18 protein-coding genes and 2 pseudogenes are annotated in these 16019 nt (G+C 31.1%); 8 read left to right on the top strand and 12 right to left on the bottom strand.

Annotation, left to right across the window (positions count from 1 at the left end):
- Positions 1 to 154: 154 nt before the first annotated feature.
- Positions 155 to 436, bottom strand: a complete 282-nt coding sequence (locus MUA60_RS15110) for a chromate transporter (protein ID WP_252559406.1) — start codon at positions 434 to 436, stop codon at positions 155 to 157.
- Between the two features lie 233 nt (positions 437 to 669).
- Between MUA60_RS15110 and MUA60_RS15105 the strand changes: the two genes are divergently transcribed.
- Both MUA60_RS15105 and MUA60_RS15100 read left to right on the top strand, forming a co-directional pair.
- Positions 670 to 2022, top strand: a complete 1353-nt coding sequence (locus MUA60_RS15105; RefSeq protein WP_262648973.1) for an IS1182 family transposase — start codon at positions 670 to 672, stop codon at positions 2020 to 2022.
- Between the two features lie 148 nt (positions 2023 to 2170).
- Complete coding sequence (locus MUA60_RS15100) at positions 2171 to 3265, top strand: IS30 family transposase (protein ID WP_262648972.1); 1095 nt, start codon at positions 2171 to 2173, stop codon at positions 3263 to 3265.
- Positions 3266 to 3604: 339 nt separating this feature from the next.
- On the opposite strand, the gene MUA60_RS15095 is transcribed toward MUA60_RS15100, so the two are convergent.
- Genes MUA60_RS15095 through dcm form a run of 3 tightly spaced genes read right to left on the bottom strand, consistent with a single transcriptional unit; the run spans position 3605 to position 6307 of the window.
- Positions 3605 to 4327 (bottom strand): MutH/Sau3AI family endonuclease, encoded by a 723-nt coding sequence (locus MUA60_RS15095; protein ID WP_262648971.1) that lies wholly within the window; start codon positions 4325 to 4327, stop codon positions 3605 to 3607.
- Positions 4293 to 5036: a MutH/Sau3AI family endonuclease gene (locus MUA60_RS15090; protein ID WP_262648969.1), complete on the bottom strand. Its 744-nt coding sequence runs from the start codon at positions 5034 to 5036 to the stop codon at positions 4293 to 4295. Before MUA60_RS15090 ends, MUA60_RS15095 begins: the two co-directional genes overlap by 35 nt.
- Before the next feature lie 32 nt (positions 5037 to 5068).
- Entirely contained in the window at positions 5069 to 6307 is a 1239-nt protein-coding gene (gene dcm / locus MUA60_RS15085) for a DNA (cytosine-5-)-methyltransferase (RefSeq protein ID WP_262648967.1), read from the bottom strand.
- A 186-nt stretch (positions 6308 to 6493) separates the two neighbouring features.
- On the opposite strand from dcm, the gene MUA60_RS15080 reads away from it, so the two are divergent.
- From MUA60_RS15080 to MUA60_RS15645, 3 genes and pseudogenes are all read left to right on the top strand, one after another.
- The gene (locus MUA60_RS15080; RefSeq protein WP_262648966.1) at positions 6494 to 7486 is read left to right on the top strand and encodes a nucleotidyltransferase family protein; all 993 of its coding nucleotides are present in this window, start codon (positions 6494 to 6496) and stop codon (positions 7484 to 7486) included.
- Positions 7471 to 8145, top strand: coding sequence for a hypothetical protein (locus MUA60_RS15075; protein ID WP_262648965.1), 675 nt, complete (start codon positions 7471 to 7473; stop codon positions 8143 to 8145). Before MUA60_RS15080 ends, MUA60_RS15075 begins: the two co-directional genes overlap by 16 nt.
- Before the next feature lie 85 nt (positions 8146 to 8230).
- Positions 8231 to 9407, top strand: a pseudogene (locus MUA60_RS15645) (IS3 family transposase).
- 130 nt (positions 9408 to 9537) lie between these two features.
- Here the strand turns inward: MUA60_RS15645 and MUA60_RS15055 are convergent.
- The 7 genes from MUA60_RS15055 to MUA60_RS15025 form a co-directional block, all read right to left on the bottom strand.
- Complete coding sequence (locus MUA60_RS15055) at positions 9538 to 9924, bottom strand: hypothetical protein (protein ID WP_262648962.1); 387 nt, start codon at positions 9922 to 9924, stop codon at positions 9538 to 9540.
- 353 nt (positions 9925 to 10277) lie between these two features.
- Positions 10278 to 10619, bottom strand: a complete 342-nt coding sequence (locus MUA60_RS15050) for a hypothetical protein (RefSeq protein ID WP_262648960.1) — start codon at positions 10617 to 10619, stop codon at positions 10278 to 10280.
- A gap of 14 nt (positions 10620 to 10633) precedes the next feature.
- Entirely contained in the window at positions 10634 to 11077 is a 444-nt protein-coding gene (locus MUA60_RS15045; RefSeq protein ID WP_262648959.1) for a hypothetical protein, read from the bottom strand.
- 22 nt (positions 11078 to 11099) lie between these two features.
- Entirely contained in the window at positions 11100 to 11384 is a 285-nt protein-coding gene (locus MUA60_RS15040; RefSeq protein WP_262648957.1) for a hypothetical protein, read from the bottom strand.
- Positions 11385 to 11430: 46 nt separating this feature from the next.
- Entirely contained in the window at positions 11431 to 11622 is a 192-nt protein-coding gene (locus MUA60_RS15035; protein ID WP_262648955.1) for a hypothetical protein, read from the bottom strand.
- A 23-nt stretch (positions 11623 to 11645) separates the two neighbouring features.
- Positions 11646 to 12119: a hypothetical protein gene (locus MUA60_RS15030; RefSeq protein ID WP_262648954.1), complete on the bottom strand. Its 474-nt coding sequence runs from the start codon at positions 12117 to 12119 to the stop codon at positions 11646 to 11648.
- The gene (locus MUA60_RS15025) at positions 12088 to 13002 is read right to left on the bottom strand and encodes a helix-turn-helix transcriptional regulator (RefSeq protein WP_262648952.1); all 915 of its coding nucleotides are present in this window, start codon (positions 13000 to 13002) and stop codon (positions 12088 to 12090) included. Before MUA60_RS15025 ends, MUA60_RS15030 begins: the two co-directional genes overlap by 32 nt.
- Positions 13003 to 13437: 435 nt before the next feature.
- Between MUA60_RS15025 and MUA60_RS15020 the strand changes: the two genes are divergently transcribed.
- Entirely contained in the window at positions 13438 to 14649 is a 1212-nt protein-coding gene (locus MUA60_RS15020) for an IS110 family RNA-guided transposase (protein WP_262648951.1), read from the top strand.
- Positions 14650 to 14792: 143 nt separating this feature from the next.
- Here the strand turns inward: MUA60_RS15020 and MUA60_RS15015 are convergent, their stop codons facing one another.
- The gene (locus MUA60_RS15015; RefSeq protein ID WP_316964761.1) at positions 14793 to 15182 is read right to left on the bottom strand and encodes a JAB domain-containing protein; all 390 of its coding nucleotides are present in this window, start codon (positions 15180 to 15182) and stop codon (positions 14793 to 14795) included.
- Between the two features lie 57 nt (positions 15183 to 15239).
- Between MUA60_RS15015 and MUA60_RS15010 the strand changes: the two are divergent.
- Both MUA60_RS15010 and MUA60_RS15005 read left to right on the top strand, forming a co-directional pair.
- Positions 15240 to 15533 (top strand): annotated as a pseudogene (locus MUA60_RS15010) (FAD-binding protein); the annotation flags it as partial.
- A 128-nt stretch (positions 15534 to 15661) separates the two neighbouring features.
- The gene (locus MUA60_RS15005) at positions 15662 to 15979 is read left to right on the top strand and encodes an SRPBCC family protein (protein WP_262648950.1); all 318 of its coding nucleotides are present in this window, start codon (positions 15662 to 15664) and stop codon (positions 15977 to 15979) included.
- Positions 15980 to 16019: the final 40 nt, after the last annotated feature.

Genomic DNA, 16019 nt, shown 5'->3' with positions numbered 1-16019 from the left:
TTAAATAAGAGGAGTGTATATAGAGTATAAGTATTTTAATTATCGTTTATAGTAATAAAATAGAATACCTAAAATAATACCTATCAAAACAATAGCCCAAGAGAAAATTTAAAATAAATTAATAATATGAACAATGAGCTGGCTAAATTAAAATCTAATTCTGATGTAATCTTTGAAGTCCAAATTGAGTTATAAAAGCAGCAATAATAATACCGACTACGTCTGCACTTATCCCTTTTAAAAATCCTTCAGCATAAATATTAGATTTAATATTATCCCAGAATGGCAAAATTCCAAACAACAAAAGAAATACTGGAAATAAAATAGCAATAGTAGCCAAAATTGCTCCTCCAATTCCTTCTATAGACTTATCAATGTATGAAGCAAACGTAAATAACGGTTCGGGTACAGTTTGAGCTGCAGTATGACCCGTTATGAAGTTATTGAGTGATATTAATTTTAAAAAACATCAAGTATTTACTTGATGTCAGAGTGTCGACAAAGTCTTAGACTTTGCCGGCATTTTTTATGCGCATGCTTTCCGCGGGCATGTTCTCAGCCTGTAGTCTTCGAATCATGCTGTTCCCGCAGGAGTCAGCGCTAAAAAAATACCAAAAATTAATAATCCATTTTATAATATAGTTGAAATTTTATTTAGGAGTTGATTCTATGTTAAATAAATCCGAGAATAAACGTGACCAATATGAAATGATTTCTGTTTCAGAGTTAGTACCTAAAAATCATTTATTGAGAAAAGTTGATAAAGTATTAGATTTAAACTTCGTTTATGAACTTGTTGAAGATAAATACTGTTTAGATAACGGACGTCCTTCTATTGATCCTGTTATCTTAGTTAAGATCTTACTGATTCAAAGATTATTTGGCATAAAATCAATGAGGCAAACTATTAAAGAAATTGAAACTAACGTAGCTTACAGTTGGTATTTAGGATTTAGCTTTCTTGATAAAGTCCCTCATTATGGTACATTCAGTAAAAATTATACAAGACGCTTCCATGATACTGACCTGTTTGAACAAATATTCGAAAGAATATTAGAAATTGCGATTAAGAATAACTTAATTGACCACTCAACGTTATTCATTGATTCAACACATATCAAAGCTAATGCGAATAAAAATAAATATATTAATCAAGTTGTAAAAAAGGATACATTACATTTCCAAGAAGAACTTAATAATGAAATTAATCAACAGAGGTTAGCGCAAGGAAAAAAGCCCATAAAAAATAAGAAAAAGGAGGAGTTTAAAAATAAGAGAGTCAGTACTACCGATCCAGAAGCTGGTTACTATGTTAAAGGTGAAAGAGAAAAACAATTTGCGTATAGCTTACATAGTTGTGTAGATAAAAATTGTTTTATAATTGATCAACATGTCACACCTGGAAATATACATGATAGTACACAGTTGAAACCTATGGTTGAAAGATTAGAAGAAAAAAATATGTTGCCAATCACACTAGCAGTAGACTCCGGATACAAAACGCCATTCAATGCGCATTATTTACTTGAGAAATCGATTGTACCTGCAATGCCCTATACAAGACCAAAAGGAAAGCCAGGAATATTTAAAACTAAAGATTTTATTTATGATGAATATTACGATAGTTATATATGTCCAAATGATAAACTACTAACTTTTAAAAGAACTATGCCAACAGGGCATAGATTATACAAATCTAATCCTATTATATGTAAATCATGTCCACTACTAAATGAATGTACAGAAAATAGAAGTTTTACTAGAGAAATTCGAAGACATGTATGGCAAGATGATTTAGATATAATCGAAGATTTAAGGTTTGTAGATACAATAAAAAAAGCATATAAACTAAGAAGTCAAACAGTAGAAAGACGATTTGGTGATGCAAAAGAACAGCATGGTATGAGATGGACTAGATATAGAGGAATTAAAAAAGTTTCCATGGACACCACGCTTATTTGTGCTGCCATGAATCTTAAAAAGTTGGCAATGTGGCTCGTAAAAGAGCCACAAATAGCCTAGATTAAACGTAGTTTAATCATGATTTTAGTGGAAAATATTAATGGTGGATTTTATAATCAACTTAGCCACCTTTAGACAAAAAAACGCCACGTGAATTTCATGTTATTATTGAGGCTACCAGACCAAATCAATAAAGGAATGAATTCACATGACGCATACTTATTCTAACATGACAAACCATAAAGGAACACACTTAAGTTATGAAGAATGTGTTCAAATAGAAACACTTAAAAATTTAGGTTTTTCAAATCGTGCAATCGCGCGTGAATTAGGACGTGCACCTCAAACAATCAATAACGAAATTCATCGAGGAACAACACGTCAAATTAAACGACAAAAACAACAACATAAAGTCTATGAATATGAGACGCAAATTTATTTTTCTTCACTAGGTCAACAACGTTATCGACAAAACAGACAACAATGTGGTGCTCAGCCCTTATGGAAGAAGAACCCATTATTTATTCCATGGGCAGATCACCTCATGAAAAAGAAACGCTGGTCACCTGAAGCAGTCGTGGCATATGCTCACAAGGAACAATGTTTTGAAAGAGAAAAAATCCCTTCAACAACGACAGTATATGCTTGGATAGATCAACAAATCATGGAAACTAAGAATATTGATCTACTAGAAAAATTAAAAAGACGTCACTCTACTCAGAATAGCTACCATAATCATCCACACAGTCGAGTGCTCGGTCCAAGTATTGAGACACGTCCTAGTGAAATTGAATCACGTCAGTCTTTTGGTCACTGGGAAATAGATACCGTAATAGGAACTAAAGACAAGTCAAAGCCAGTTATCTTAACACTTGTTGAGAGACAAACGCGTTTTGAAATACTAGAAATAATAGAGAGTAAAAGTGCTGATGCGGTGTCTCACGCATTGAAAAACTTATTTGACTCCTTAGGCGAAAAAGCACCAAAAATCTTCAAATCTATCACATCTGACAATGGTTCAGAATTTGCATCGCTGTATGAAGAATTTGGCCATATGATAGAAATATACTTCACACATCCATTCTCATCATATGAACGTGGGACAAGTGAAAACCAACATAAAATGATTCGTCGTTTTATTCCAAAAGCACATGATTTATCCAATGTTCAAAAACACTTCATAAAAGCCATACAACAATATATGAATGACTATCCTAGAAAGACTTTAAATTACAACACAGCTCATCATAATATGGCAGAAAGTTTAAAGCACCTCAATCTGTATGAATCTTTCCAAAGCTAAGACTTTAGCTTTGGTTACCTGTTGAGTATTAATTGATTAAAACCAATCAATCCTCAACAGGTTCGAATACGGTTAACCCTTGTGTACACCTCAGTCATTATAGGTGGCTAACTTAAACTTGAAATCCTTGCTAAGATTTTTTATCATCATTTATAAATACTTCAAAAAAGCTATCTTTTATTGTAATCTGCTGTACTAAATCACTTAAGTAATCAAGATTTTGTTGCATGAGATTCTCCATATCCTATAATCAATGTATTTAAAACGATATTGTATTTAAAACGATATTGTATTTAAAACGATATTGTATGTAATATGATTTTTGGTTTTATTAAACCACTATTTTATTAATAATATATCGGAAACAATATTTTTGATATATGAATTATTAAACCAAAAACATTGATTAGGAATTTCTTCGCCATTAGGTAAAGTAATCATACTTTTTATTCGATTAGCACCTTTTGGTCTTATATGACAAACATTGTTGAAACTTAAAGAATTCGGTAGATGATTGATAACTTTACCATCTATAACTTCCATAGTCTTATTGAAGAGCATTAACTCTTTGGTTTCATTAAATAATTGTTTAATCTCATTGTCGAGAATCCTATTCGGAATTGTCCAAAACTTAATACCTCTAAGATAATGTTTGTCATTTTCATCTTTCTGGAAAACAATAAATAACCATTTTATTGAACTCAGATTATCTCTTAAAATTGATTCTTCCCATGAATTATGATAAATATCATCAAAATCTAAATTCTCGAATGACATACTTTCTGGTATTGAACCATTCATATTAGCTGTTATAGTTTTAAATTTTATATTAGCTTTTGAAAATTCTTCGATATCATTCAGATTCGTCTTTTTTACACCAAAGATGTTGCTTACTAGTATTTGATTTTTATTTTTTGCTGTTGATAGTTCAACATTTAATTTTTTTGCAATTTCTTGTGTATTTAATCCGATATAAGGCTCTAAATATTTGTGGATTAGTTCAGGAATCGTATTATCCTGTAATTGATCAGGTGTTGTAAATGTAATTTTTTTTATTACCAATATATTTTTGTACCAAAGAAGTCATGTATCCTTGTTTAAGAGAGTATGCCCTTTGTTTAGCTTTGATAGTTGAAAAGGGTTGAGGTTGCATAGATGATGAATCTTTTCCTTTTGTACATGCTCCTAAATAATCAGTATCACTTTCTGAGAGTTCGTGTGCTTTTCCTTCTATTATTTTGCGATTTATTTTCTCCCAATCCTTTTTAATGATAATTAAATCAGATTCGCAAAATTCATGTAATACAGTTTTAATTATTTCAAAGTTGGGATAGTCAGGCTTTCCGTCTTTATTTCTTACATATGAATAAAAGAAAATTAGTAGTTTATTGTTTTTAATCCAAAATGAAGAAGAGTAAAAGTCTTTGTCAACTTCGTTATTATAATTAATTAGATTTAACACTAGTCTTTCTTTGGCCCTTAGGTCCTTTTTATTTTTATAAGGGAGAATTCCTGTTGATTTTAGCTCTATACCTACATCAGCAAAATCTGGTTCTGGTCTATTATTAGTTTTAAGACCAAAATAACTTTCTTCTATGATAGTCCCGACCATGCCCTTTTTATTAGATTTCTTGAACATATTATTTTTATCAATCTGATATAAGTATTGACCTTCAGCCTCTTTAGCATATGTGATAATATCATTTGCAGTTGTGTACTCAAATTTTATTAAATCACCTCTATAATTTACAACCATAATACCAAACAACAAAAAAATAACACAACCTAAACATTTAGTTTGTGTTAAAACAATTCTATTTGCGTTTCCGTTTCAGAATACTGTAAATCTATTTTTTCGATATAGTTACCTATTCTAGTTATTAAAGGGACTACTAAAGCATTTCCCATAGTAAAATATCTTGCTCTTTCAGGCATTGTATTAGTCCAATTGTCAGGAAAACCGTTTAACCTTTCAGCTTCGACAGGGGTTATTAATCTTACTTTATTATCGATTTCAATAATATGAGTGCTTCTGTTGACAGTTCCTTCACTTGTTAGCATAGTTCTTCCAGGTAAATCTAAAGAATCTGTTGGGCTCATACCACCTTCGGAATAATAATATTTATGTCCATCTGAAGTGGTTCTTTCTATTTTTTTACCTCCACGTAAGAATTGAAACTTTTTGAGTCTTTCATCTGTTAAAATATATTTACTATCATATTCTTTTTCAATAATATCGGCCAATGTAGTCGGTTTTTCTGCTACTGCTTTAGTATCGGCTGTGTAAATTCTTCCATTTCTCATAATTCCAGAATTCCAAAATTGAAATTTAAAATGTTCTGAAACATCCACTATGTTATCAGAAAGTGAAATTGTGTCTTCTCTATTTTTATTAAGCTCATTTTCAACTTTAAAGCAATTAGCGAATAAACCGCTTTTTAATACTATGCTTTTTTCAGTCTGTTGACTTAATGAATTAGCATATAACATGTTTCTTCTATAGGCAAAAATGAAGACACGTCTTCTTCGCTGAGCATATCCATACTCTGCTGCGTTAATAACTCGCCATTCAACATCATACCCTAACTCATTTAAAGTGGACAACATAACACCGAAATCTCTACCTCTTTGAGAAGAAGGAGATTTTAACAATCTGTCTACATTTTCAAGTAATATATATTTTGGAAAAGTATTTTGAATGAATCTTACAATTTCCCAAAATAGCACACCTTTTTTTCCAGCAATACCTAATTCTCCATTAAGGGATCTCGCAACTGAATAATCTTGACAAGGAAAACCACCGACAATCATATCCACATTCGTATCAGTCATTTCTTTATCTGTAACTTTTGTTATATCAACATTACTATGTATACCAGAGGTGAAATGAGAGGTATAACAGTCAAAGGCATGTTGTACTTTAGTAGAGGGTTCCCATTGATTTGCCCATGAAATTTCAAATAATCTATTATTAGTATTCTCTAAGCCTAATCTGAATCCGCCAACTCCCGCAAACATTTCAGCTACTTTAATTTTCTTCATATTTTATCACCAGTCTTTCAGTCTAATAGAATTGTAACATATTAGACTATGGGGATCAAGAAATTAAGAAAATTGTAGTATTAGCAATTAAAACTATATTATTTGAATTCAAAAAAAATTATATAGTATCATACTTATTAATTAGAGGGAACATACATTCCCTACATAATAAAGGTGGTCATCATTTTGAATAAAAACGAAATTATTGAAAAGCTTTTAGCAAGTATTGATATTTTACCAACTATGGAAAAGAACGCTCATGATAGATATGAAAGTATATCGAAATACCTAGAAGAGCAAGTATTGAATTGTAATTTTTATCCTCAAGGTTCATTTTTGTTAGGAACAGTTGTTAGACCTTATAAAGATGGTAAGGATAAAATTTATGATTTAGACGTTATTAGTATGATTGACAAAGAAAAGTTTGATACTACTCCAAACCAAACTAAAAATGATGTAGGTTTCACATTATACATTGTACCATCAGTGGTTAACGACTATTCTGTATACGATAACTATAATGAAGCAACAATAGATCAGAAGTCTATTTCTATCACTGAAAGAATTTCAGATGGTAGATATGAATGGAAGCAAAGTAATCCAATAGGTTTTGGCGATTGGTTTAGTCAAATTAGTAATAGACATATGAGTGAGTCACAGATAATCCAACAGAGAAGTAGATTACTATATGAGTTGAGAGGTTTGTATGCTTCAGCAGAGGAAATACCAACTTACCTTTATCGTTCTAGCCTACAGAGATCAGTTCAGCTATTAAAAAGAATTCGTGATGTTTATTATGAGCGTAAAACTAATCAACGTTATAAACCTTCTACGTTTTTATTAACATCATTAGTTGCTAGTGCTGTTGAACATGAAGATAACTTGAGTGTGGATGAGATAATTAATATCTTTATTAATGGATATAAGAAAGGTGCAATCCCAATTATGCATGGGGTTAATATAATAAATCCGATTGATAGTTCTGAAGTGATAAATTATGGTTGGACTCGCAAACACCATGAATCAATGATTGATTGGTTAAATCATATTGAAAAATATTTATTAAATATTGAAACTAGAAAATTTGAACAAGAAGTTCGTAATGAGCTACATCTCCCTGTAAGTTCAGATACTAATGAAAATGATGTTAGTGAAATTAAACCATGGAAGGGAGAATAAATATTATCACAAATTTACATCAACAAATTGATGAATTAATGATTCACCAACCTAATTTAATACTATGTGAAGATGAAGAAAAATTTATTTTAAAAGGCCAATATAATTATGATGTATCTTACGCTAGCACTAGGTATTCAAACTCCAAAAACATCGTGATACATATCTATAAAAATTTCCCTCAATCAGATATTAAATTATTTATTGAAGATATTCCATCTGATATGGAACATGTAAATCCAGATGGTAGCATTTGTTTAGCTGCTTATACGGAGGTCAGATCGTTTTTAAGATTAAAACCCACCGTTTTGAATTTTATAAATAAGTTTTTTCATTCGTTCTTTTTTTCCTTAGAATGGTTTGGACGATATAAACAATACCCATTTGGTAAGAGGTCACATGGCAGAGTGGGAATGTTAGAATATTATCTTGAAAAATGGAATGTTGATGAAGAATTATTTAAAAAATTTGCGCTGTTATTATTTAAAGAGAAATATAGAGGTCATTTAGAGTGTTTATGTGGGAGTGGATTGAAAATTCGTAAATGTCATGGAGAATATCTAGAGAATATAATTAAAGATGATGTATTATTAACAGATCTTTTTGTAGATTTTTGTTATATTTATAATTTAAAGGAGCCATCTAATGACAACAAATAGATGATGCTAGACTGAATAACAGACACAGTAAATTGATAATAAATTAAGCTATAATGAAAGTAATCAATTTACAGGAGTGTTCGTTATGTCTAAAAGAAAATATGATCATAGCTTTAAAATGGAAGCAATTCAGTTAGTAGAATCTGGTAGAAAAGCAACAGAAGTTTCAAGAGATTTAGACATCCCTATTCAAACATTAACCAAATGGCTAAGTGTTTATCGTAAAGAAGGTGAAAAAGGATTTGTTGGTAGTGGTAGACGTACCCCTAAGAAACAGTCTGAAGTTGATCTACAAAAAAGATTAAAAGAGCTAGAAGAAGAAAATAAGATATTAAAAAAGGCTATGCACATCTTTGCCAAAGACCAGAAGTAATATACAGGTTTATTGAAGAACACCGACATGAATTTCGTGTTATAAAGATGTGTGAAGTGTTAGGTGTTTCAAAAAGTGGCTATTATGGTTGGAAGAATCGTAAACCAAGTAAACGTACAATTAGACATGATGTATTGAAAAAACATATTTATCAAATTTATATTCAAAGTCAAAAACGTTATGGTAGTCCTAAAATTACACAAGTACTAAGAAGCAAAGGATGTACGGTCACACAAAGAACAGTCAGTAGGATAATGAATGAATTAGGTATTAAATCAATAACAAAAAAGAAATATAAGGCTACAACAAATTCCAAACATCAACTTCCTGTATATCCCAATATATTAAACCAATCATTTAAAGTATCCGGATTAGGAAGTGTTTGGGTCGCAGATATAACGTACATATAAACGAGAGAAGGTTGGCTATACTTAGCAACAGTCATGGATTTATTTTCACGAAGAATTATTGGATGGTCAATGTCTTCAAGAATGACTAAAGATCTTGTGTTATCAGCCTTTAGAAAAGCATGTACAATACAAGAACCAAGAAAAGGACTGATTCATCATTCAGACCGTGGAAGTCAATATGCTTCTATAGAATATCAGACATTACTTAAAGAAAAAGGAATTCAAACAAGCATGAGTAGAAAAGGAAACTGTTATGACAATGCGTGTATAGAATCATTTCATAGTATTATCAAAAAAAATTAATTCACCATTGTGACTACAAAACAAGGGATGAAGTAATGTTCAGTGTTATGGAATACATTCTTACTTTTTACAACTCAAAAAGAATTCATTCGACACTAAATTATATGAGTCCAATTGAATTTGAGAAAAATATGCATAAAAACATCCTCGCGATTCATATAATTTTGGTCCTTTAAAAGAATATGAATCGCGAGGCAAGCAAGCGAAGCGCGGTAGAATTCTCTTTTTACTGTGTCCGTATTCTTGATATAGATCCAGTTTATGTATTGACGAAATTGTAGTATTAGATATAAAAAAATATAATACTTATTTTATGACGTCTATTGTGAACTCATCTAATGTAATTGACTGTACTAATATGGAGTTACCATCTTTAATAATCATTGCAAGTCTATCCTCATCGACTAAATGTTGAATAGTATCGATGGTATCTTGTAACTGCTTAATAACCGCTTCAGGCGACACACGAGCAGTCTTCTTCTCATCGAAGCGTTCGTAGGTAATATTTTCTGGATTGTCAGCGTTATAGCCCACTATGAAACGAAATCTATTGCTATCATTAAGGACTTTTAACGCTTTATGCAACTCGTTGATATCTTGTTTTCCAATGTAACAACTGCCATAGTCTCTTAGGTCTTGGTTGATTTTATAATCGATATAGATAAGGTCTTTAATTCTATCGGCAAGTATCATAAAGTGCCTCCTGATGATTGATTTTGTTATTATTATTTTATAATGACATATACGTATTGTGTAAAATTATCCATGTAAATTTAGAATATTTACATATAGTTAAAAACTAAAAAAAGAAAAAAATACGCTCATCTCTACAATTAGAGATGAGCGTATTTATTATTTAACAACCTTGTCTTTTTTCTTCCAGCGAGGTGCTAAAAATCCAACATAGATAATCACAAACAGTAAGTATGACCAGAAGAGGATGGTTATGAGTGAAAATCCAACCATCACCAATCCTATTTGTATTACGATGAATACGCAAAGGAATTGTAATAATAGTAACTGTATAATTTTAGATGCTGTCATTGTTATTCTCCTATCATATCGTTATAGCGCTCTTGTAATCTGCCGTCTAGTTCACGCATTTCTTTATTACTCATACCGTCTTGACCTGTAAGTAGAGAAATCGTCATGGATCCGTACATCATCGGTATCCATAGTAATAACATCATAACGAATGTTAATGCTAGCACCGGGATAGTTTCCATATTTTTTAGTCCGTTAATGAATCCTTTGCCATATTCAGCAGAATTCTTCTTCAAGTCTTTATCCTGTGATAACTGTTTTCCTTTTGCATAATATGTTTTTGCTTTTTCTTCTAATTTAGCTTCACGAATTTTATCCTTAGCAATCTTCTTATAATCTGCCATTGTGTTTCCTCCTGTTACCTTAAGTAATGTGTTTCCATGTTGTATTCATACACTTTATTTCCAAATAGCTTTCTGTCGATAATTTGAAATTTTAAATCGGTTGGTCGTTCATTGTATTCATATTCCACTATCCAACGACTGTCAGCATAGCCTGTCACTTTGTATTTCTTGGCTATTGCCTTCTTATCGTTAAGTGCATGTAACTTTAAGTTCTTTCCGTCTGCTACCATCGCAAAGTCCTTATAAGGATTAAATTTACCGGAACTTTTATTAGGTAAGATATCTAATTCGACTTGAACAACATTGTAATAACTACCTGTATTCTGAATTTTTACCTGCAAATTTTGAATATTTACAGGTTCATATTGATTAATTGCAATAGTCTTAGGTAACACGATTTTAAAAGCTAAAAATAATGCGATGATTATACCGATGATGATTAGTATTCGTTTCTTCATAATGTTTTAATATCCCTTTCTTTTAGTGCCAACGTTTTGTGTCTTCGTCGTATTTGTAACCTCGCCCTTTTAATAAGTTTCTAATCGCAACTTTTTTAGCACCTTGAGCACTTCTATATTCACTTTGTAATGATGAGTCAGTCTTGTGTTTAAGTTCTCCTTCAAATTTTTCAATCTCTTTTAGACGCTTATTTACTGCATTCTTACCTTCCTGAAATATACCTACGCCTAAACCTACAACTGCCATTCCTACACCACGTGCGACTTTTCCAGCTATTGAGCCAGCTTTATTTAACAGTTCACTCATAATATTTTCCTCCATTATTCTTCATTAATTGAGTATCCTCTATCTTCTATTGTTTTTTTATACGGATATATTCTCGAAAATTTTCATTGTTTTTATGATATTTATACATATCCATAAGTTTTTGGTCTGATAAATTTTTATAATCATTTCCGATAATAATCACGTCATCTCTAAGAGGTTTATCTTTTATTTGTTTTAAAAATGGGATTCTTGCTATTGTTTTTATGATATTAATCATATTTATTTAGCATCCTCCATTAGTTATTGTTTTTCTTCTAGCAATTGGAGACATATCTCGTAACATTCTTCTACATGATTTTTGCCTAACGAATACATAGCGGCATAACTGATACCACCAGAAATAGCAGCTCCTGCAAAAGGGATATATTTTGCTACTTGTTTCTGTGTGACTTTCTTAATCCCAATCTTTTTTAGAGTACGAGTTACAAGTTCCTTTGTAAGTACTTTACCTACAAATTGATTACCGATTGAAGTGACAATCACAAGTACTTTTTGTTTCTCATCGGCATCTAGTTCCTCGATTTCTTCGTGTGATAAGCCGAACTTTCTATTTACCTTATTGACTACTTCCATGATTAAACCGACATCTGCAGCTAAATCTACTCCTGGAACAGGAATAGCCGCAATTGCTCCACTTGCTGTAGAACGTTGTTTAACAATCTTCATAGCGGCTTTCTTTGCTTTATTTAATTCCTCTTTGTTCTTTATCTTCATTGTCAATCTCCTTACTTTCATTATTGATTTGTATCTGTTGGTTCATATATACAGCGTTTATTGCCAATATGAAATTGACTAAGGGTTGATACATATAAGAAGGTGAGATTAACATGATATGAGGACTATAGAGTATACAAACATTCATTACTTCAGGATAATTCATGTCGAATGTTACAGTGATTTGATCATCAGAAAAGGTTTCTATTGTATCGACTTTATACTGGTGCCTAAGAATATGCCAAACATCTTTTGTCATCTTCAGTACGACTTTTTCGTTGGGAAGGTGTTCTGTGCCTATAATCTGTAAATCTTTAATATCTCTTATAGAAAATTTCAAAGTTCTTTTCTTTAGCCACAACATGTACTGACTATGATTACTTGTTATATTGACAGGTATACCAGTAATTCTTTCTCCTTCATAAAGGAAGCTAATCTTATTTTGGTACTTTATTGCAACCTGGAGTTTAGAGACCGTACTGGTTGGAACGTCATTTATCACTGTGAATTTCTTCAGCTGTTCTAATAAGTACTTTCCGTCATGGTTATAGAACTTGTAGATGATTTGCTTTAATAGTTCGTATATATCTTGCGTAATGACTGTTGAATGACCTTGTAGATGCGTTATAAGTAAAGAGAAGGTGCTGCTATCGAGTACGGATTCTTTTCTTACTAGTCGATACTCATTCGATTTATGTTGATACGTAACTTCCATTCTTTGTTGGTGCTCTTCATTATCGAATAGATAGTTTCTAATATCGTCTATATCTCGTTGTATTGTACTTTCATCGACTTCTAACTCATCAGCTAGATTCATCTTGTTAACTCCTTGATTATTAAGAAGACGAGTATAGATCGTTAGAAGACGTTGTGCTTTGTTCATCAATCCACTCCTTATCGCTGTATCTATATTTTATAAAAATGATTAGACACCTCATGTCACTCTCTAAAAATTTTGTATAGTTTTTACATATATATGGGATGATGAAAAATCTGTTTGTTTATATATGGATGTGACAAATCGTCAATAAAAACATACTAAGATTAGTAGCGAAGTAATCTACGACGGTAGATGAGCTTCGCTACTTTTTTATATTCTTTATCTTACCGTTGGTAGTTATTTTAAGAATATGAAATAGTAGAAGAGAGAAGTACTCCGAATAGATTTTAGGGTCAAAGAATCCGTAATAAAAACTGGAGAACTTCACTCTCCTTATGAATTCGATTTTAGTATGTTGGGTCCACTGAGATCGTGTACAGGAAAATGAACTAAGTAAGGTTCAGTGAAGTTAAAACTTCTTAAATTAGAAGATTAGGAGTGGTTTTTATCGAATATTTTGGAATAGATGTTGGAAAAGGAAAGAGTTTTATTGCACATTATTCAAACAATGAATTTGTTAAAGAATTTGAAATTACCCATGATAATAATGGTTTTGATTCACTAAAGAAATATATAAAGAATTTCTCAGGAGTATATTTCTTGTTTGAAGCTACTGGTATATATTCAAAAGTATTGGAGAAATTTTGTACCGTTAATAAGATTTCGTTTTGTGTAATTAACCCTCTAGAGGCAAAATTACTAACTAATTCTTTAAGAAACTGGAAAACAGATAAATCTGATGCACATAAACTTGCTGTTTTAGCTAAAAATATAAACAAAAAACCTTCTAGAAATTTATTGGAAGAAAAGTATGTAAAAATTAGAGAGCTGACAAGATACTATGAAGAAATTAACAATCAACAAAATTACTTAAAAAACCAATTGATTCAGTTACTAGATATGACTTTTCCAGAATTACAAAACCTATTTAAGGACAGATATTCAAAATTGGCTTTACAAGTAGCTAGTAAGTTCCCACATCCGGACTTTGTTGATTCTAATGATATAGAAGAACTAAAAAAGATAATTAATAGTTGTACAGAAAAAAATCTATCAGAGAAAAAGAAAGCACAATATGCAAATAAACTCGTAGAGTTCTCTATGGTCAGTTATCCTTCTGTTTCTAAAGATTCATTTTTAACAGATAAATTAGTTTATGTGATTGAAGATTTATTAAGCCTAATGAAACGGCATGCTTCTATAAAACAAAGATTATTAATGTTAGCTGAAGAATTTGAAGAATTTAAAATAATTAAATCTATTCCTGGCATTGGTGATTTAACTGCCATAATGATTATTGGCGAATTAGGTGATATCAAATCCTTTGATTCTCATAAGCAATTGAATGCATATATAGGTATTGATATAAAAAGATATCAGTCTGGTAAAACGCATTTTAAAGATAAAATAAACAAACGTGGAAACAAACATGCTAGATCATTATTTTACTTAATCATTAAAAATTTTCTGTTGGGTCAAAGGTTATTTAAAAATCATATTATCGACTATTATTACAAATTAAAAAAGCAGCCTAATGGCAAAGGCCACAAGACTGCATCAGTAGCTTGCATTAACAAACTACTTAAAACCATTCATTATCTCGTAATAAATAATAAAGAATATGATTATCACTTGTCTCCACACGGATAATATATTCATCTAAATCATAACATATTGAAAAAATTATTAAATAATAAAGGCTTATTTAGTGATGCCAATTTTAAATATTTTTTACTACGTAGTAGTTGACAAATCGTAGGAAAAATAAAGGTCAGACACATAATGTCTAACCTTTAGAGATGACCACTTTCTTTTAGTGAAATGAATGAATCATCTGTAAAGATGATATGATTGAGGACATCTATTCCAATCAATTTACCTACTTCATATAGACGTTTTGTAGCTTCGATATCTTCATATGATGGTTGAGGATGACCACTTGGATGATTGTGTCCCAGTATGATGTTAGCGGCATTTGATAGTATAGCTGATTTGAATACTTCTCTTGGATGTATGATGGAAGCATTGAGCGAACCTACTGATACTTTTTCGATGTGAGTTGGTTCATTTTTAGTGTTTAGTGAAAGGAGAACAAATACTTCTCTGTCAGAGGGACCTACAAATTCTCGCATAATCTTAGCAGCATTTTCTGGTGATGATACCTTTCGTTCTGGGTACCACATAACCTTCTCTTTAACCATTTGTATTGATACGATATTGATTTTCTTTTTATGCATTAGTTTTTAGGAGATAAATTTATTAGAACTGCAAAACCACATAAATTACTAAGTAATAATAAATTAATTGCTGTTAAACTTCATTTAATTAGTCGAAAAACATTAGGGGGTATTCAAACCAACCTAGATGGACAAGCATTTAACCAAGATAATCAATTAATTGAAGGGCTATACGCTGCTGGAGAAGCACCAGGTTTTGGTGGTGGCGTACATGGATATCGATCTTTAGAAGGTACTTTTTTAGGTGGTTGTATATTTAGTGGTATTCGTGTTGCACATGGTATAAGTAAAAAATGAAATAATGGAGGAACTTATATGTCTAATAACTCTGAGTTAAAAGAAATTAAAAAAGCGTAATTTTAAATGAAAGTAAAGATAAAGTCTGGGATGCTATTGCAACATCTGAAGGTATTGCTGGTTGGTGGATGCCAAATGACTTTGTAGCAGAAGAAGGGAAAGATTTCACATTACAAGCTGGTAATTTTGGTGATTCTCCATGTAAAGTAACTAAAATTGAACCAAAAAGTATAGTTAGTTTTGATTGGGGGAAAGATTGGAATCTTACCTTCAAATTGAAAGACATTGATCAGCACACAACTGAATTTACATTGATTCATTCTGGATGGAATGAAAATAAAAAAACAAAATTTGGGCAACCTCATTCTGTAGTACAAAGTATTATGGACGATGGTTGGGAAGAAATAGTTCAAAAGCACTTAGTAAATTATGTGTCGGCATATTAATATTACTATTATATACAGTACTTAAGAGTATTTAAATTGG

This window comes from Mammaliicoccus sciuri, assembly GCF_025561425.1.
Lineage (GTDB): Bacteria > Bacillota > Bacilli > Staphylococcales > Staphylococcaceae > Mammaliicoccus > Mammaliicoccus sciuri_A.
This window is presented reverse-complemented; position numbering and strand designations above follow the sequence as displayed.